At 40.8% G+C, this 19,148-nt stretch carries 19 protein-coding genes; 10 read left to right on the top strand and 9 right to left on the bottom strand.

Annotated features, from left to right (window positions below; genetic code table 11):
* Positions 1 to 7: 7 nt before the first annotated feature.
* The 9 genes from rsfS (at position 8) to lipA (ending at position 7,939) form a co-directional block, all read left to right on the top strand.
* Positions 8 to 325 carry a ribosome silencing factor gene (gene rsfS, locus G2999_RS07665; RefSeq protein WP_029257456.1) on the top strand — a complete coding sequence of 106 codons (318 nt, stop codon included), beginning with the start codon at positions 8 to 10 and terminating at the stop codon, positions 323 to 325.
* Between the two features lie 9 nt (positions 326 to 334).
* Positions 335 to 805, top strand: coding sequence for a 23S rRNA (pseudouridine(1915)-N(3))-methyltransferase RlmH (gene rlmH, locus G2999_RS07660; RefSeq protein ID WP_010180375.1), 471 nt, complete (start codon positions 335 to 337; stop codon positions 803 to 805).
* Between the two features lie 14 nt (positions 806 to 819).
* Entirely contained in the window at positions 820 to 2,685 is a 1,866-nt protein-coding gene (gene mrdA / locus G2999_RS12170) for a penicillin-binding protein 2 (protein WP_010180374.1), read from the top strand.
* The gene (gene rodA, locus G2999_RS07650; RefSeq protein WP_010180373.1) at positions 2,672 to 3,790 is read left to right on the top strand and encodes a rod shape-determining protein RodA; all 1,119 of its coding nucleotides are present in this window, start codon (positions 2,672 to 2,674) and stop codon (positions 3,788 to 3,790) included. The genes mrdA and rodA overlap by 14 nt, the downstream gene beginning before the upstream one ends.
* Positions 3,791 to 3,870: 80 nt before the next feature.
* Positions 3,871 to 4,644 (top strand): septal ring lytic transglycosylase RlpA family protein, encoded by a 774-nt coding sequence (locus tag G2999_RS13775; RefSeq protein ID WP_255347330.1) that lies wholly within the window; start codon positions 3,871 to 3,873, stop codon positions 4,642 to 4,644.
* A 168-nt stretch (positions 4,645 to 4,812) separates the two neighbouring features.
* The gene (locus G2999_RS07640) at positions 4,813 to 5,970 is read left to right on the top strand and encodes a serine hydrolase (RefSeq protein WP_010180371.1); all 1,158 of its coding nucleotides are present in this window, start codon (positions 4,813 to 4,815) and stop codon (positions 5,968 to 5,970) included.
* Between the two features lie 85 nt (positions 5,971 to 6,055).
* On the top strand, positions 6,056 to 6,319 hold the full coding sequence (gene ybeD, locus G2999_RS07635) for a DUF493 family protein YbeD (protein WP_010180370.1): 264 nt from the start codon (positions 6,056 to 6,058) through the stop codon (positions 6,317 to 6,319).
* Positions 6,319 to 6,960: a lipoyl(octanoyl) transferase LipB gene (lipB, locus tag G2999_RS07630; RefSeq protein ID WP_010180369.1), complete on the top strand. Its 642-nt coding sequence runs from the start codon at positions 6,319 to 6,321 to the stop codon at positions 6,958 to 6,960. Before ybeD ends, lipB begins: the two co-directional genes overlap by 1 nt.
* Positions 6,953 to 7,939 carry a lipoyl synthase gene (gene lipA, locus G2999_RS07625; protein WP_010180368.1) on the top strand — a complete coding sequence of 329 codons (987 nt, stop codon included), beginning with the start codon at positions 6,953 to 6,955 and terminating at the stop codon, positions 7,937 to 7,939. The genes lipB and lipA overlap by 8 nt, the downstream gene beginning before the upstream one ends.
* A gap of 68 nt (positions 7,940 to 8,007) precedes the next feature.
* Here the strand turns inward: lipA and G2999_RS07620 are convergent, their stop codons facing one another.
* A complete protein-coding gene (locus tag G2999_RS07620; protein WP_010180367.1) occupies positions 8,008 to 9,402 on the bottom strand; it encodes a M24 family metallopeptidase in 1,395 nt (464 codons plus the stop codon).
* Between the two features lie 128 nt (positions 9,403 to 9,530).
* Here G2999_RS07620 and ansA point away from each other — a divergent pair, with 128 nt between their 5' ends.
* A complete protein-coding gene (gene ansA / locus G2999_RS07615; protein WP_010180366.1) occupies positions 9,531 to 10,586 on the top strand; it encodes an asparaginase in 1,056 nt (351 codons plus the stop codon).
* Here the strand turns inward: ansA and G2999_RS07610 are convergent.
* From G2999_RS07610 to glgX, 8 genes are all read right to left on the bottom strand, one after another.
* Positions 10,576 to 10,860, bottom strand: a complete 285-nt coding sequence (locus G2999_RS07610; protein WP_010180364.1) for a YeaC family protein — start codon at positions 10,858 to 10,860, stop codon at positions 10,576 to 10,578. The genes ansA and G2999_RS07610 overlap by 11 nt on opposite strands.
* A 28-nt stretch (positions 10,861 to 10,888) precedes the next feature.
* Positions 10,889 to 11,221, bottom strand: coding sequence for a hypothetical protein (locus G2999_RS07605; protein WP_010180362.1), 333 nt, complete (start codon positions 11,219 to 11,221; stop codon positions 10,889 to 10,891).
* A gap of 114 nt (positions 11,222 to 11,335) precedes the next feature.
* Positions 11,336 to 13,000, bottom strand: a complete 1,665-nt coding sequence (locus G2999_RS07600; RefSeq protein ID WP_010180360.1) for a sodium:alanine symporter family protein — start codon at positions 12,998 to 13,000, stop codon at positions 11,336 to 11,338.
* 21 nt (positions 13,001 to 13,021) lie between these two features.
* Entirely contained in the window at positions 13,022 to 14,182 is a 1,161-nt protein-coding gene (locus G2999_RS07595; protein ID WP_010180358.1) for a M14-type cytosolic carboxypeptidase, read from the bottom strand.
* A 114-nt stretch (positions 14,183 to 14,296) separates the two neighbouring features.
* A complete protein-coding gene (locus tag G2999_RS07590; protein ID WP_198006094.1) occupies positions 14,297 to 14,812 on the bottom strand; it encodes a redoxin domain-containing protein in 516 nt (171 codons plus the stop codon).
* A gap of 141 nt (positions 14,813 to 14,953) precedes the next feature.
* Positions 14,954 to 16,399 carry a glyceraldehyde-3-phosphate dehydrogenase gene (locus G2999_RS07585; protein WP_010180354.1) on the bottom strand — a complete coding sequence of 482 codons (1,446 nt, stop codon included), beginning with the start codon at positions 16,397 to 16,399 and terminating at the stop codon, positions 14,954 to 14,956.
* Positions 16,400 to 16,697: 298 nt separating this feature from the next.
* Positions 16,698 to 17,075: a peptide-methionine (R)-S-oxide reductase MsrB gene (msrB, locus tag G2999_RS07580; RefSeq protein ID WP_010180352.1), complete on the bottom strand. Its 378-nt coding sequence runs from the start codon at positions 17,073 to 17,075 to the stop codon at positions 16,698 to 16,700.
* Between the two features lie 19 nt (positions 17,076 to 17,094).
* A complete protein-coding gene (gene glgX / locus G2999_RS07575; RefSeq protein WP_010180351.1) occupies positions 17,095 to 19,134 on the bottom strand; it encodes a glycogen debranching protein GlgX in 2,040 nt (679 codons plus the stop codon).
* Positions 19,135 to 19,148: the final 14 nt, after the last annotated feature.

Raw genomic sequence — 19,148 nt, 5'->3', positions numbered from 1 at the left:
GGCAAAATTGGACCACGATAGTTTAAAAAAATTCGTCATTGATAAAATTGAAGACATGAAAGGCCGCGATATCATCGATATTAACGTCGAAGGTAAATCAACAGTCACTGATACCATGTTAGTGTGTTCGGGTAATTCGAAGCGCCATGTTCGTTCTATCGCCGAGAATGTTGTCATTGAAATGAAACGAGCTGGATTGCCGCCATTGAGTATAGAAGGTCAAGAAACCGGTGAATGGGTATTAGTTGATCTAGGTGAGGTTGTCGTGCATGTGATGCAAGATGAAACTCGTGATTTTTATCAATTAGAAAAACTCTGGTCTTAATCAAATCTTATGCGCATCCAAATTATCGCCGTGGGCACCAAAATGCCAGAATGGGTGGAAACAGGTTGCGCACACTTCTTAAAACGCTTTCCTAGCGATATGCCCGTTAAATTTGTGCAAATACCAGCAGGTAAAAGAGGTAAGAACGCTGATGTTGCACGAATTCTTGAAAAAGAAGGTGAACTTACCTTACAAGCGATTGGTAAACATGACAAAGTCGTCACTTTAGAAGTCTTGGGTAAACCATGGGATTCCCCAACTCTAGCTAAGCAAATAGATCACTGGAAAATGGATGGGCGTGATATCAGCTTACTCATTGGCGGACCTGAAGGATTAGCGCCAGCTTGTCTTGCTAAAGCAGAACAACGCTGGTCACTTTCACCATTGACACTCCCCCACCCATTAGTCAGAATAATTGTGGTTGAAAGCTTATATCGAGCGTGGTCAATCACTCAAAACCATCCTTATCACCGCGAATAATTGAGCAGTACTGCATGGCTAAACAGCGTCAAACCATTCGAGATTTCAGTGCAGAGTCTAACTTGTTTTTGCGCCGTTGTTTGTTTGCCGTCTTTTTTTGTTTATTACTGATATTCGTTATATTAAGTAATCTTTTCTCATTACAAATCGACCAATTTGAAGATTATAAAATACGCGCAGATGGTAACCGGATTAAAGTCGTCCCTGTGGCCCCTAATAGAGGCATTATATATGATCGAAACGGTACCATTATTGCCGAAAACAAACCTGTTTTTAACCTTGAGATTAGTATTGAAGAAGTCCCTAATTTAGACACTACCTTAGCAGCACTTAAAAAACTGTTACAGCTCTCCGATACTGACATTGCTCGTTTTGAGCGAAATAGGAAAAGACAGCGACGATTCCAACCCGTCACATTGAAAAGTAATATGAGTGAGGAGAGGGTCGCTATATTCTCCGCGCATCAACATCTCTTCGACGGTGTCTCTGTTGAAGCTAGTTTATCTCGCTTTTATCCTTATGGGAGCGCCCTGACTCATGTTTTAGGGTATGTCTCAAAAATTAATGAACGGGATTTAAATTTAATCGCTAGCTGGGGGGCCCAATCTAATTATGCAGCAACTAAAAATATCGGCAAACAAGGCATTGAACGTTATTATGAAGAACGACTTCACGGTAAAGTTGGCTATGCTAAGTTAGAAGTGGATAGTAAAGGTCGTACCTTGCGAGTATTGGAAGAAAATGCTCCCATCGCAGGGGAAGATTTGGTGTTGAATATCGATATTGAGTTACAGCTTTATGTCCAATCACAGCTGTTAGAACGTCGCGGTTCAGTCGTCGTTTCAGATCCTAGAGATGGTGGTGTATTAGCCATGTATTCAAATCCTTCATACGATCCTAATTTATTTGTCAATGGTATCTCTCAGAAGGATTATTCAACCCTCATTCAAAACCCGGATCGTCCTTTACTTAATCGTGCTGTACAAGGTCAATACCCACCCGCTTCACTTATCAAGCCACACCTGGCTCTATTAGGATTAGAGTACCAAGTGGTTACTGCCAAAACAAAAATACAAGATAAAGGCTTTTATCAACTTAAAGACGTTGAACATATCTGGCGGGATTGGCTAAGAAGAGGTCACGGGATCGTCGATATTAAACGCTCTATAGAAGTTTCTTGTGATACATTTTTCTATGAGATGGCGTATAAACTAGGGATTGATAATATTTATGAATATATGAGTCAATTTGGCTTCGGTGAATATACCAACATTGATCTATTAGAAGAATCTGATGGCAATATGCCTAGTCGAGGCTGGAAACGCGCTAAATTTAATCAACCTTGGTATATTGGGGATACTATTTCAGTCGGTATCGGACAAGGCTATTGGACAGCTACACCGGTGCAATTATTAGATTCCATCAACACTATTATTAATGATGGACAACGATTTAGACCTCAATTACTTCGCGCCATTAAACAAGATAATATCGACATACCAGAAACATTAAACGAAGCCACTCCAGTACAGGTTTTATCACCTGAAAACTGGGCATTAGTTAAACAGGCTATGCAAGATACCGTTAGACTCCCTCACGGCACAGCACATAAAGCATTTCGTAATGCGACCTACTCTTCTTCGGGGAAAACGGGTACTGCCCAATTGTTTTCGGTTGGGCAAGATGAAAACGTAGATGATCTGATTATCGCCGATTATCTAAAAGATAATGCTATGTACCTCGGTTATGCGCCTTCTGACGCTCCACAAATTAGTGTGATTGTTGCATTAGAAAATGCTGGTGGCGGTGGTTCAAATGCGGCACCTATTTCACGCAGTGTGATGGATTATTGGTTAGGAGAAAAGTATGCCCGTCAGTAAAACAGGAATTCAGCAACGGGACAGATTCTTAACCAAGATCCATATTGACGGTTGGTTACTCGCTGGTCTTCTATTATTAATGGCGATTGGTTTGATGACGATATATTCTGCCAGTGGACAAGATATGGCATTAATTAAACGCCAACTCATCCGATTGGGTATCGGTTTAGTTGCTATGTTTTTGCTCGCACAAATACCGGTCTTGTTTTATCGGAATATCTCGCCTTTCGTCTATGGTATTGGGATCATATTACTTATAGCAGTTCTGGCAATTGGTGTCACCGGTAAAGGTGCTCAACGTTGGTTAGATTTAGGCGCTTTTCGTTTCCAACCATCAGAAATATTGAAACTCTTTGTGCCGATGACTGTTGCTTGGTATATCAGTCGTGTTGGCATGCCACCGAGTTTAAAGACATTATTAACGGCATTATTATTAGTGGTCGTACCGACAATCTTAATAGCTAAACAACCTGATTTAGGGACTTCTTTGTTAATTGCCAGTTCAGGTATATTTGCACTATTTTTAGCAGGAATGAGCTGGCGGATTATATCTGTATTTACCTTATTAATAGGTAGTTTCACCCCTATCATGTGGCTATTTTTGATGAAGGCTTACCAAAAGCAACGCGTCATCACCTTTTTGAACCCTGAAAGCGATCCGTTAGGTGCTGGGTATCATATTATTCAGTCTAAAATTGCAATTGGTTCCGGCGGATGGACTGGAAAAGGTTGGCTCCAAGGCTCACAATCGCAATTAGAGTTTTTACCTGAACGCCATACTGACTTTATCTTTGCAGTATTTAGTGAGGAATTTGGCTTTTTAGGCGTAATTGGTCTGTTATTAGTGTATGGTTTTATTGTGGGTAGAGGCTTGGTGATTGCATCTCGAAGTCAGTTTTTATTCAGTAAATTATTAGCCGGTAGCATTACTCTCACCTTTTTTGTCTATGTTTTCGTTAATATTGGTATGGTATCTGGTTTGCTTCCAGTAGTAGGTGTGCCCCTACCATTAGTGAGTTATGGCGGCACATCTATGGTGACATTAATGTCTGGTTTTGGTTTATTAATGGCGATTGCCACACAAAATAGAGTTATGCCTCGATGAAAGCTTATCAGTCATTATGCTTATTCATTACCTGTGTATTGGTTATGAGCTGTGCTTCAAGTTCCTCAAATCGATACAGCATGAAGGTTGATTCTGCACCAATAATATTAATCCCTGACCATGAACCCAGTATCATTATTCCTAAGCATGAGCCTTACCGTTTAGCCAACATGCGCCCATATACTATTAATGGCACTGACTATCAGCCGGTTTTATCGGGTAAAGGGATCGTTCAAACGGGTATCGCTTCTTGGTATGGTCAAAAATTTCATGGTCACTTAACCTCTAATGGTGAAGTCTTTGATATGTATGAATTTACCGCGGCTCATACCACCTTACCTTTACCCTCCTATGTGCGAGTAACTAATACTGACAATGGCAAACAATTAATTGTTAGGGTAAATGATCGTGGCCCCTTTCACTCAAATCGCATTATCGATTTATCCTTTGCTGCGGCGAAAGAACTGGATTACTTAACTACTGGCACTGCACCTGTTAAGATTGAAGTGATTCATGTTGATGAAAACAATATGGTGACTATCGCGAATAATCCTGCTATTCCATTATCCCAATTTCTAGATCCCAGCCCGATTAATATCAAACCAGCACTTCCAGCACCAACAGTCACTCCGCAAATATTTATTCAAATTGCTGCATTTAGTGACCAAACTAAAGCTCAGTCTTTGGCACAAGCTGCCAATATCATGTACCAACACCCTACCACTGTGAGTAAGACTCAAGCTATATATAGAACATTAATTGGTCCCATTAAAAATCGTACCCTAGCTGATGCATTAATTCTCGATGTCAAAGGAAGTGGATATAATGAAGCATTTATTTACATCCGTAGTTAAACCTTAGTTACCCCCGTAGCTACACCTGTAGCTAGTCATCTTTTGCACTAATACCTGCAAAGACATATTAGTAAGAATATTTGAAACTTTTTAGCACTGGCATAGTCATACACGCAGTTAAAATGGTATTATAATTCACAATAATTATTATTAAGCTCTAGGTGTTGTATGCAAAAACTGCTTATCGTGTGGTCCTTTATTTGTTTTTCCTTTGTTGCGCAAGCTGTCGTAATTATTCCCCCTGCTCCAAGTGTCGCAGCGAAAGGATATATTCTGCTTGACGCCAATACCGGGGATGTTATTGCCGAACAAAATGCAGATATGCAACTTGCACCCGCATCACTTACCAAAATCATGACGATGTATGTTATTGGCCAAGAGCTTCAAGCAGGAAATATTGCACTGACTGACGAGGTGATTATCTCGGAAAATGCTTGGGCAAAGAACTTCCCTGATTCATCTAAAATGTTCATTGAAGTGGGCACTAGAGTCAGTGTGTCAGATTTGATGCATGGTATTGTCGTTCAGTCAGGTAATGATGCGTGTGTCGCAATGGCTGAACACATTGCAGGATCTGAAGAAGCATTTGCATCAATGATGAACGCTCATGCTGCTAAATTAGGTATGACGGCAACTAACTTCGTCAACGCACATGGCTTACATGATAGTCAACACTTCACTTCACCTCGTGATATGGCAGTGTTATCTCGTGCTTTGATTAAAGATAATCCAGAAGAATACGAACTATACAGCAAAAAAGAATTCACCTATAACAATATCCGCCAATATAACCGTAATAGCCTATTATGGGATAAAGCATTGAGTGTCGATGGCATTAAAACGGGCCATACTTCAGACGCTGGTTATAGCTTAATCACTTCTGCCACTCAAGGTGACATGCGACTAGTATCAGTCGTCATGGGTACAGATTCAGAGCGAGCACGAAAAGTTGAAAATAAAAAATTATTACGCTATGGCTTTAGGTTCTTCGAATCTATATCTCCGTACCAAGCAGGACATAGTTTTGTTGCCCATCGTATCTATATGGGAGATCGTAAGACAATTGATTTAGGGATCACACAAGATGTCTCTTTGACGATCCCCAGAGGGCAAGCTAAAAACCTCAAAGCAAACTACATTATTGACCGTCACTTAGAAGCACCACTCAAAAAAGGCGAAGTCGTCGGTGTACTCAGTTTAGAAATAGATAATGAGACGATTGCTGACTATCCGTTAGTAGCATTACAAGATGTTAATGAAGGCGGCATGTTTGATAAAGCACTTGATTACTTTCGTTTACAGTTTAGTGATGAAAGCTCGAATTAAACATCACATAATCTAGCAAAAAAACGGTCTGAGTGTATAATCAGGCCGTTTTTTATTGGTATTACTTTTATCTACAGGTGGTTTGATGGATACGCATTTTGATGAATTATTAGAGTTTCCTTGTTTTCAAACATTTAAAGTTTTAGGTGTGGCAGACGATCAACTTCCAAACGATGTGATTGCGTGTTTACAAATTCATGCACCTGGTGACTATTCACCGTCAGTCAAGCCGAGTAGTAAAGGCAATTATCATGCCCTTTCAATCAGTGTAAAAGTGACGTCAAAAACTCATATGGAAACCATTTATACTGAATTATCAGCCTTAGATCTTGTGCGTGTTGTGATCTAATGACTGTGATAGTTCGACAACTTCATCAGCAAGCATATGAACCCATTTGGGAAGCAATGCATCAATTCACCGATGCGCGTGATGCAGATACAACGGATGAAATTTGGTTGGTCGAACACTTCCCTGTTTATACTCAAGGTCAAGCAGGTAAGCCTGAACACTTACTTAACCCTAATGATATTCCAGTAGTCAAAGTTGACCGAGGGGGTCAAATTACCTATCACGGCCCTGGTCAACAAATGATGTATGTATTATTGAACATCAAGCGTTTGAAGTTAGGAGTACGCCAATTAGTCACTGCACTAGAAGAGTGTATTGTAGCGCACCTTGCTGGCAGTGGTATTCAAGCATATCCAAAAAAAGACGCCCCAGGTGTTTATGTCAATGAGCAAAAAATATGTTCCATCGGATTACGCATTCGTAAAGGTTGTTCATTTCATGGATTAGCATTAAATGTTAATATGGATTTATCACCTTTTAGCCATATCAATCCATGTGGTTATGCAGGGCTAGAAATGACAGATAGTGCTCGACTTGGTGGCATTGCCGATTTAGCCATCGCGAGTAAAGATATTGTCACCCATTTTTGCACCTTAATTGGTGTTCAACAAATAGAGTTTAAAGAAGGTTTTGATGAGTAGTTCACGTCCAGAAGCAGGAGTCAAACTCCGCGATGATGAGAAAGTTAAGCACATTCCAGTCACCATTATTCCAACTGAAAAGGAAGCAATGTTGCGTAAACCTGAGTGGATTAAAATTAAACTCCCGCGCACGACTGAAAAAGTAGAAAAAATTAAACAAACGCTTCGTGAGAATAATTTGCATTCAGTGTGTGAAGAAGCAAGTTGCCCTAACCTATCTGAGTGTTTTAACCACGGCACTGCAACATTCATGATCTTAGGTGATATTTGTACACGTCGTTGCCCATTTTGTGATGTGGCTCATGGTAAACCGCTACCTCCAAGTGCAGAAGAGCCGCTTAAATTAGCGACTACAATTGCTAAGATGGACTTAAAATATGTGGTCATTACTTCAGTTGACCGTGATGATCTTCGTGATGGTGGTGCACAGCATTTTGTAGATTGCATTAATGCAATTCGTGAACATAGCCCCAATACTAAAATTGAAGTGTTAGTCCCAGATTTTCGAGGGCGCATGGATCGCGCTTTAGAGATCTTAGCGACTGGCTTACCTGATGTTTTCAATCATAATCTAGAAACTATCCCACGTCTTTATCGTGAGTGTCGTCCTGGAGCAAACTATCAATGGTCATTGGATTTATTGAAAAAGTTCAAAGCTGCTCACCCTCATATTCCTACTAAATCGGGTCTCATGATGGGGATGGGAGAAGAAGTGGATGAAATCAAGGTTGTATTAGAAGACTTGCGTGCCCACGATGTGAACATGTTAACACTCGGTCAATACCTTCAACCTTCTCGTCATCATTACCCAGTTAAGCGTTATGTCACACCTGATGAGTTTACGGCACTAGGTGAATATGCTGATGAAATTGGCTTTACCCACGCTGCTTGTGGACCTATGGTACGTTCAAGTTACCATGCTGATAAACAAGCTGCTGGTGAAGATGTCGTTAGTCATTTTACGCCTACTAAAAAGTAACATAAGCGTTTTAATGTTGAACTAAAAAAGTCCGAATATTATCGGACTTTTTTTATGCTTCTCATTCATTACTCTTTTGGTTTGATTAAATGAAATTGTGTCTGACGACCATTAAAATACGTGACCTTGTTTCCATCAAAAATCGCATTTTCCTCCAGCATAATACGTATCTCTTTGCCCCAAGGCTCAATGAATTTTGCTGCATTTAATTCAATCGAATACGCCGTATTTGCATGTAGCGGATAATCGCCTTGGACCGGCACGCCGCCCTGAGAATCCCACATACCTAATGTTGTTCCTGCAGCATGCCCATGATAACCCAATGGGTGCGTGTATATAGCCGGTTTTATCCCTTCTGCTATTGCTTGTTCACGAGCTGCTTTTAAAATGGTATTGCCAGTTACCCCGACTGCAAACTTATCTGTAAAAATATCCTGTAATCGATTAGCATCCGCTAACGCCGCCTTCAAGTATTCAGGTGCATCAGTTTCACCTTTTTTGAGTACATAGGCATGCTGTTGTTGATCGGTATGTAAGCGTAAATACGTGATGCCGAAATCCAAATGAATCAAGTCACCTGGTAAAATAATATTATTAGGCTTATTTTTGCTAAATGCTTCGATATGATTAAACGTCTCTTTTGATGCTCGCTGAATCGAAACACTCGGATGAAACCAATTACTTAATCCTACGGATGTAGACTTATCTCTAAGCCACCACACTAAGTCATCGGTTGTTGTCTCCCCAGGGGTAATAACACGATGAGTATATAACTCTTTAATAATACGATGTCCCATCGCAACTATTTCAGGATATATAGCTAATTCCATTGCTGTACGCGTTTCTAACCATGCTAGTGCGAGAGGTTCACTTGATACAATTTTTTCTTTTAACGAGTTAGGAAGTACTGCTACAAACTCATCATATTCAGTGGCTGTCATGCCATCAGCTAAAGCAAAATGTGTAGATTGATTTATTGCAATATTACGCGGTTGTTTTTGTTGGATTAATTCCACTAAACGTTGCCATTGTGACGGCTGAGATTCTTTGTCCCATGCTTTTTGAAATAACGTATCGACTTGATAGCGCGCGACGGCATAACGCTCAACAGCCTTGCCCTCACCAGGGTTCACTAATACTAGAATAGTTCGCCGGCGAGCAGATAACCAGGTCGCAGGTAACATTGTTTTCAATACCGGATCTTCATTATATTCACGCGAGATCAAGATCCACATATCAATGCCTTCGCGAGTCATCAGCTGAGGAAGTGTATTGACTAACTTATCTTCTAGCATAGTATCTATGTGCTCTGCACGCGCTTTCATCGGTAAAATATCGGCAGTGGTTAACGGGGTTAACGAAGATAAATCAATACTTTGAGAAAAATTGGTTTGCGCATTAACCGAAGATATTATAATACTATAGGTGATAAATAACGTGCCTAATAAGCCAATCATTTTCATTACAAACTACCTCAATTTAATATTTATCAAAGGATACAACTTTTAATTTGCCCTACAAACGCGTCATATACAACCAATATTTGTTATCATTACCACATCATTCGTAACAATCTCAATGAGCTAACCCAATGACTGAGCACACAATTCAACTAAAACCTTGCGACACAAAACAACGCAAGCATATCTATGTAGCTTATACCGGCGGTACTATTGGGATGCAGCCATCACAGCAAGGTTATATTCCGGTTGCTGGATTCTTAACTAACACCTTAAATGGTATGCCCGAGTTCCACCGTACTGAAATGCCAGCTTTCACCGTACACGAGTATGATACGTTATTAGATTCATCAGATATGCAACCGAGTGATTGGGAAATGATTGCCCAAGATATTGAATCACACTACGACCAATATGATGGGTTTATTATTTTACATGGCACCGATACGATGGCCTATACAGCCTCAGCACTGTCATTTATGTTTGAAGGTCTAACCAAACCGATTATCGTCACAGGTTCACAAATTCCGTTGGCTCAATTACGTTCAGACGGTCAAGAAAATTTATTAAATGCGTTATTTCTTGCTGCAAATTATCCCGTTCCTGAAGTCACGTTATTTTTTAATAATCAATTATTTCGAGGTAATCGTTCTCGAAAAGTCAATGCAGATGGTTTTAACGCCTTTGCCTCCCCTAACTATCCAGTACTGATTGAAGCGGGTATAAACATTAACGTCAATCAAGCAGCCTGCTCACCAATCGCTTCGAAGCCAAGCCCGTTAATCTTACATCACATAGATGCCCAACCAGTGGGTTTAGTGAGTTTGTATCCTGGGATCAGTGTGGACATTATTCATAATTTATTACTACAACCGGTAAAAGCACTTATTTTACTCAGCTATGGTGTGGGTAATGCCCCTCAAAATGAGGCAATGCTAACGGCTTTCGCAGAAGCCAAGGCCCGTCACATTATTATTCTTAATTGTACACAATGTTTATCTGGTAAAGTGAATATGTCAGGGTATGCAAATGGACAAAGGCTAGCTGAAGTAGGCGTACTATCGGGTCATGATATGACGGTAGAAGCGGCGTTGACAAAGTTACACTTTGTGCTGTCACAGACAAATGATTATGAACAACAAGTCGCGCTATTATCGCGCGACTTATGCGGTGAAATTAGTCTTTAAGTTTGACTTGGGCGATGGGAGCTTGACCTGCTTGGCGCAACTCATTACGCAGTTCAGATTTGGACTTGTGCACCATTTCACCATCTTCCCCAATGGTCATGTGTTCATTTGAACGCTCTACTTTAGCCTGGTATAACATGACCATTTGTAACGAATTTGCTTTTTGTTCTTCTGTTAGCTCAGCACCATTTGGCCACTTGCCAGTCTCTACTGCTTGCTTTAAATTTTGGTATACTTCAGGTGTCATTGCATTGACAAGTTGTTCTACATTCATCTCTATACAGCCTCTGTATTAGCCCCAATTAGCCAAAAAATTTATTACGTTTCGTGAGTAATATCCGCACGCGATTGATCAAGTACCAAATAAACCCGAGTACACACACTAATATTGCGATGCTATGCTGCGTACTGCCTACTTCAGGAGTGCCCCAGTACATCATTCCAAATCCAGCTAAAAATAACAGGACTGCGATAAACGATTGAGTTTGTAAGGACTGATGGCGCTGGTATTTATCCATCTTTTGCTTACGTAACAACGCTTCAGCATCTTCGGCTTTTACCGCGAAACCACAGTGATTACATATGTCAGCTTTATCTGAAATTTTCTTCTTACAGGCAGGACAATCCGTCAGCATTATCATGTTCCTTTCTTATTATAAAATCATAGTGTAGAAATAGGTTGGAAAATAAAAAACCTAGTAAGGTCTCCCCTACTAGGTCTTATAGTTTACACGATTTTAGCAGTGGATTTAACTCTTAACTTTATTCCAATACTCGTTCATCGTATCTTTCATTTCTTTGCGTAACATCATGATGCCGAACAAATTAGGCAAGGTCATCACGACGATCGCGACTGCTGATAATGCCCAAACTAAGGTTGTATCAGAGAAAGCAGCCCAGAAGAACCCTGCAATATACACTACGCGATATGGCATAACCGATTTTGGCCCTAATAAATAGGTCATCGCACGATCCCCATAATAAGACCAAGCAATGGCTGTCGAGAATGCAAATAATAGTAAGCCCACCGACACAATATATTGCCCAAAGTCACCAAAATAACCGCGTGTGAAGGCGATGGTCGTTAATTTAGCCGAGTGAACTAGAGACTTACCTGACACTACTAAATTATTTTTTTGTGGTACACCGTTGACGACTTCAAAACGACCTGTGAATAAATCTTCTTCAGACCCGACGCCATATGAAACATCTTCAGCAATTGAACGGGCATTCATTAACGTAAAGTCTGCAGTGTTTTGTGCTTTACCAGCCACAATAGTGACCACACCGTTGTAATATTCTACGCTCGAACCATCAATATTATTAATCAACTTATATAAGTTTTCTACGTCTGCTTGATTCTTATCAGAATGCTGGCCCGCCAAGAAAACCATATCAGATGCATCAAAGACGTTTTGATGTTTTTCTTTCCATACACCCGACGATAAAATAACCAAACCTGTAATAGTACAGATAATGATAGTATCAATGAACGGCTCTAAGATAGATACGATACCTTCTGAGGCAGATTCTTTCGTTTTAGCCGCAGCATGAGCAATTGGTGCTGAACCTTGACCAGCTTCATTCGAGAATAAGCCGCGATTCACCCCACGGTTAAATGCGTATGCTAACGTCGCCCCTAAGAAACCACCGGCAGCGGCAGAACCAGTAAACGCATCTGAGATGACAGCTGCAAACGCAGGTCCAATATTGCCTGCATTGGCGAAAATAACCGCTAAAGCACCAATGATATAAATGAGCGCCATTATCGGAACAATTTTAGCAGTGACCGTTGCAATCCTATGGATACCACCAATAATCACTAACCCTAATAAGATAGCTAACACACCACCTACTAACATCGGGTCAAACCCAAACGTCGCCTCAATTGAAGTGGCAATACCATTTGATTGGGGTAGATTACCCGTACCAAATGAACATATTACTGTCGCTACAGCAAACGCCACGGCTAACCACTTCATATTAAGTCGCTTATCCATGTAATACATAGGACCACCGGCCATCGTGCCATCGGCCGTTTTTTCACGATATTTATGCGAAAGTGTGACTTCAACAAACTTGGTTGTCATACCAAAAAAGGCCGTCACCCACATCCAGAATAATGCAGCGGGACCACCTAAGAAAATCGCAAATGCCACACCGGATATATTACCCGTACCCACTGTACCAGATAAGGCAGTCGTGAGTGATTGGAAATGAGATGTATCACCTGGGTCATCAGCTTTGTCGTATTTACCAGTGACCACTTTCCAAGCATGCTTAAAAAATCGAATTTGTGGGAATTTCAAATAGAGAGTAAAAAATAAACCGACGCCAAGTAGCACATAAGGGAACCAAAAAGCGCCCCCCAAAAAGCCATCGAGCGTTGTTAGTACGTTATAGAGTGCATCCATAAGGTGTTCCTTGTGATGTAGTTATTGTTTTATCGTTGTTGTTTTATTGTTTTGTAATTCTTGTATCACGGCTCGGATAGGGATCAATAGATCCTCACCTAGTTGCGCGCATCGAGGTACTGACCATCCATACGCAGCATCAGGTAAATCCGCATTATCTTTAAACGGCATTTCTAAAGTATAAGACATACAGCCAAATTGATGTGCAATTGCATTTGATGCAACCGTTAAATTCGCTTTACCCGGTTCATCTTTAGGATACCCAAAAGTATCTTGAAATTCAGGCGTTGCGCTGAGTAATGCTTGTTTAAATGTATTTTCTAGGTGCGCCATCGTATCATCATAATTAGGTACACCTTCAGAACCGGCGACAAAATTATAGGGTAATGCTTCATCACCGTGAATATCCAGATACATGTCGACACCAGTTTCTCGCATTTTATTGAGTACATAATAAACTTCAGGACTCTTATCTAACGACGGCGTTTGCCATTCACGGTTTAAATTTGTGCCGACGGCATTAGTCCGAAGATGGCCGCGAACTGAACCATCGGGATTCATATTAGGAACAATATAAAAGACAGCATCCTTTAACAATTTGCGCGCTACGCCATCATCTTCGTCTAGCAAACGATAGATCAACCCTTCTACACACCAGGAAGCCATAGATTCACCCGGATGTTGGCGCGCAGTAATCCATACTGATTTTTTAGGCGTGTCACTGAGGGTATCACCAATCACTAACATTGATACATCACGCCCATCTATAGTGTCGCCTAATAACACATGCTGACAATCAAACGCCGTTTGTGCGGACGCTAATAAGTTTAGATAACGTTCATAGCTATAAGGGATAAAATATGCAAAATATATCACCTCGTACTCTGGTGTCACATCGATTGTGAGTTCATCCCCATAAAAAGAGGTATCCACACGAAACCACTCATCTCGGTCATAACTGGCGAGCGCCTGATAACCTTCCCACCCTTTTGGATAGGCGGATTTAGCTAGATCCTCAATTACAATAGTATGATTGACCATGGCTTGAGTATGTAAGCGGAAGTGAAACCATTGATAAAAATTGGATTGGTTATCGCGGTTGATACGTAGACGGATGTCATTAGGAGATGTTGCAGAAACGACGTGAATGTTACCACTGTCGAATTGGGAGCTGATTTGCATTGAATCATTCCAGTTATTATTGTTTTTTGTAATTTACCAATTACTCATCAAAAATACTAGGCATGATCTTAAGATATTTAATGCTATGCAACTCCTAATAATACAAGAATATCGTTACTCAAATGCAGTACGTAATTTTAAACCCAGCGATGTGGTATATCCCACTGAACGCCCAACGACAGTGCCATCGGGTTGTAAGATATAAATACTGGGGTAAGCAGTCACCTGAAAATCTCTAATGGTCTGATTATTGCCCAGTAGTATTTCCCCTTTAACCCCTACCTCATCGACAAAATGGGTTAACTCTTCAATGTATTGATAGTCAACTCCAATCCGCACTACATTGACTTTATCGGAATTTAAGCTATCAAGGTTATTGATGCTGATACGACAAATAGTGCACCAAGGAGCAAAAATGTATACCAGTGTCGGTTTATCTTTAGCTAGCAAAGGAATAGTTTGACCGGATAACGTCACAAATTGGGTATCGGGTAAGCTGACCGAACCATCACTTGGCAGCATATTACGTTGTTGAAAAGCAAATACTGCCCCTATGACTAAACATATCATCACTGTTTCAAATATATAACGTTTCAGTGGCTTTTGGGGAGATGGGCTGGATTCAGACACAATTTGACTCAAAAAATATTCAATTATTAATGTAACAGACATATAAATGAGTGTCGATCTTTCATCACCTCATAAAAAAACCTGAATACTATAAAATATTCAGGTTTTTTATTAATGAACTAAGCGCTTAATGCGCTGTGGTTACTTAGGTAATGTTGGAGAGGTGATCCCTGCCATATCGCGAACCACACGCATTACCTGACAGCTGTAACCAAACTCATTATCATACCAAACATACAAAGTAACACGGTTACCCGCAACGATGGTTGCAGTTGAATCCACGATTGACGCGGCCCGCGCGCCTACTAGATCACTTGATACAATTTCAGTAGACTGAGTAAAGTCAATTTGGTGCTGTAGTTCAGAAAAAAGCGATGCATCTTGTAAAAAATGATTCACTTCTTCTTTATTTGTCGCGTGTTTAAGATTCAGGTTCAAAATCGCCATCGACACATTCGGAGTAGGCACACGGATCGCATTACCCGTTAACTTCCCTTCTAACTGTGGATACGCTTTTGAAACTGCTTTTGCAGCACCCGTCTCCGTAATGACCATATTCAATGGCGCACTACGACCACGGCGTTCGGCTTTATGGAAGTTATCAATCAAATTTTGATCATTGGTATATGAATGGACGGTTTCCACGTGACCATTCTCAATGCCATATTGCTCATCTAATGCTTTTAATACCGGAGTGATCGCATTGGTAGTACAACTTGCAGCAGACATAATGGTGTCCGAATCTAAGATATCGGCATGGTTGACACCGTGAACGATGTTTTTAATATCGCCCTTACCTGGTGCCGTTAATAATACCTTTTTCGCCCCTTTCGATTTTAGATGCAAACCTAAACCATCACGATCACGCCACATGCCGGTGTTATCAATCACAATCGCGTTATTGATCCCGTATTGAGTATAATCAACTTCGGTAGGTGAATTAGCATAAATCATTTGAATAAAAGAACCATTAGCCAGTAACGCTTTTCGTTCTGTATCAACAGTGATACTGCCGTTGAAAGGCCCATGAACGGAATCACGACGCAGTAAACTGGCACGCTTCTCTAAGTCACCATCTCGACCTCCACGCACAACAATCGCACGTAAACGTAATTTATTATTGGTACCTTGACGCTCAATCAATAAACGCGCCAATAATCGACCAATACGCCCAAATCCATACAACACTACATCTTGAGGTACTTGATCATCACCGCGATTCACAATGTCATTTAATTCGTCATTTAAAAACGCCGTCAAATCAGTTTGATCTTTCCCGCGACCGTAATTGAATTCCCATGCTAACTTGCCAATATCAATCTGCGCTGGTGCAAGTTGCATCACCGCTAACGACTCAACAATGGGAAATGACTCTCGTAAACGTAACTTTTGACCTTCATGTAAACGCACTGTTCGGTGTGCTTTGATCACGTCGATTGCACTGGCATTTAATAAAGAACGGCCATAGACCGAAATCTCAATAGCACGGTTACGATAAAGTTTACCAATCAGTGGCAACATCGTTTCAGCGTATTCCTGACGCTCTTGCCAGCTGTTTTGGAGATCCTGTTCAACTTGTTGATTCATTTTCCTACCTTAAATGATTCCTAATTGGGAAGTCTTAATGGAGAGTAAATGTGCGTATTACACTACCCTCCGCTATAATTCAAAGATAGTGTAAGCGGAGTTTTCATTATTGCCAAACTGTTGATTTATTACAGAATTCATCAATTATGAGCTGAAAATTGTGAATGTGATTGAAGGATTACAACAGCTTATTCTGTTTTACACATGAAACTCACAAATGAGGTCATTTACGAGAAATTTCATTACAAAATAAGCGGCAGGACTAATACTAAAAACGTATGAAAAAATGATATTTTATTTATTTAAATGATAATGATACTGAATTAACACAATATCTTTGTCCAGTAGGCGCAGGTCCATCGTCAAACACATGCCCTAAATGGGCATCACAATGCTTACATACAATTTCAGTGCGAACCATACCGTGGCTATTGTCTTCACGAAAGACCACATTACTATCATCGGTTTGCTCAAAGAATGAGGGCCAACCACACCCAGCATTAAATTTATGGGCTTGCGTAAATAAGCGTGCATCACAGCACACGCAGTGGTAATCCCCAGCTTCCCAATGATCATTATATTCCCCAGTAAAAGGTCGCTCAGTCCCTTTTTCTTGAGTCACATAAAATGCTTCTCGGCTAAGACGTTGTGCTAATTGTGCTTTATCAATACTCATCCTCATTCCTCAACATAAGTTAGTCGATTGCCGACCAATCTGTTTTAAATAAGACGACGGAGCGATTTGAGATCACAAATTCTGGTTTAGGGATGTAATTACCTTTGGGTCTAAATTCGCTCATACGGGTATCCAGTAACACTTCCCAACGCGCCCCATGAGGCAGTTTAGGTAACACTAATACGTCGTCTTGAGTACTGGCATTAACGCAGAGTAGCCAGTGCTCTGCATCCGTTGGTGGTGTCATTTGAGATTTTTCACACATCTCCACAGCAAAACCCAATACATCTGGGTCTTCCCAATCACTGTCGCCTTTATCCGATCCGTCAATCTTATACCATTTTACAAATTCAATATTAGAATCTAGACGATAATCATCATCGTCTAATTGCGCGTTGGTTAAGATCCGGCTATTGCGTTTAAGTGCGAGACAATATTGACAGAACGATAAAAAGTCCTGTTGTGATTTGACTAAGTCCCAGTCCAAATAATTCATTTCATTGTCTTGACAATAAGCATTGTTATTGCCGTGTTGCGTTTTACTCAGTTCATCACCGGATAAAAAGTGTGGTGTCCCTTGAGCAAACACCATACATGCAATCATATTACGTTTTTGCCGCTCACGGACACTAAGGATGACCAGATCTTTAGTCGGTCCCTCTACCCCATAGTTATAAGACAGGTTGTGGTTGTGGCCATCACGATTCTCTTCTAAATTTGCATCGTTGTGTTTTTCGTTATAACTGACCAAATCATGCAAGGTAAAACCATCATGATAAGTAATGGGGTTTACGGAGGTGTGAATACTGCAATATCCCTTATGGAAAATATCACGCGAGCCGAACATTCGCGTAGCAAAAGTGCCCGTCAACCCTCTATCTCCACGCCAAAAACCTCGAGCTACATCACGGAATTGATCATTTACCTCCGCAAAACTGACAGGAAACTGACCTAACTGATAACCATAATCGCCCAAATCCCAAGGTTCAGCAATCATATAAGTATTACGCAATATTGGATCTTGTTGTACGGCTTTAAAAAACGCAGCTCGAGAAGAATACGCGTGCGGCTCTCTGCCAAGTCCAGTAGCCAAGTCAAAGCGGAAACCATCGACACCATAAATCTGGACCCAATGCCGCATCGCTTCTAACACTAAGGTGAGGATATAAGGACTTTCAAGATTAAGACTATTACCACATCCTGAGTAATTGGCGTAATGCTCAGTTCCTTCTACTCGGGTGTAAGCTTCATCTTCACAGGTTGCGCGAAGATTCAAAATAGGGCCATCTGGTCCAGACTCTGCGGTATGGTTAAACACCACATCAATGATGACTTCTAAACCTGCTTTATGATATTCCTTAATCATGACTTGCAGTTCTTTATGCGCATCATACATTGCATACCGCGGTTCAGGCGCTAACAAAGAAGCGGGATTATACCCCCAAAAATTCGTTAAGCCTTTTTCCGTAATAAATGGTTCTGGCATATATGCCATCACTGGCATTAATTGAACGGTAGTGATCCCAAGTTGCTTTAAATGGTCAATGATCGCGGGATGAGTTGCCCCGACATACGTCCCTTGTTCTTTTTCTGGGACTTCGGGGTGACGCATTGAGATACTCTTAACGTGCATTTCATACACTGCCCGTTTTTCAGGCGCTATTTTATATGCCAGTGGATAACGGTGAAGATGTTGTTGAACTATCTTTGTTTTAGGATAAAACAAGTGCGAACGTTTTTCATAGCGCGCTTTGTCCCAGTGCCACGCAGAAATTAGTTCGCGACTAAAGGGATCAGAAAAATACTGAACTTCTTCGACACCGTCAACCTCAATGACCGTACCGTATAAATAACAAAACCCTTCCACATTAATCGACAGAGCGTCGAACCACACATGGCCTTGACGATGACGCATGGGCTGCTCATACAATATCTCTTGCGTATCAGGATGAAAAATAAAAATAGTACAGTTATCAAGTTGCGGTCCATAGACCGCAAAGTTGACATCGTGAGTTAAAAAACTACATCCAAAAGGATAAGGGTTGGCTAAGCTTGACATAGCGCCTCTATTTA

The organism is Glaciecola sp. HTCC2999, from assembly GCF_000155775.1.
In the GTDB taxonomy this organism is placed as follows: Bacteria; Pseudomonadota; Gammaproteobacteria; order Enterobacterales; family Alteromonadaceae; genus Opacimonas.
This window is presented reverse-complemented; position numbering and strand designations above follow the sequence as displayed.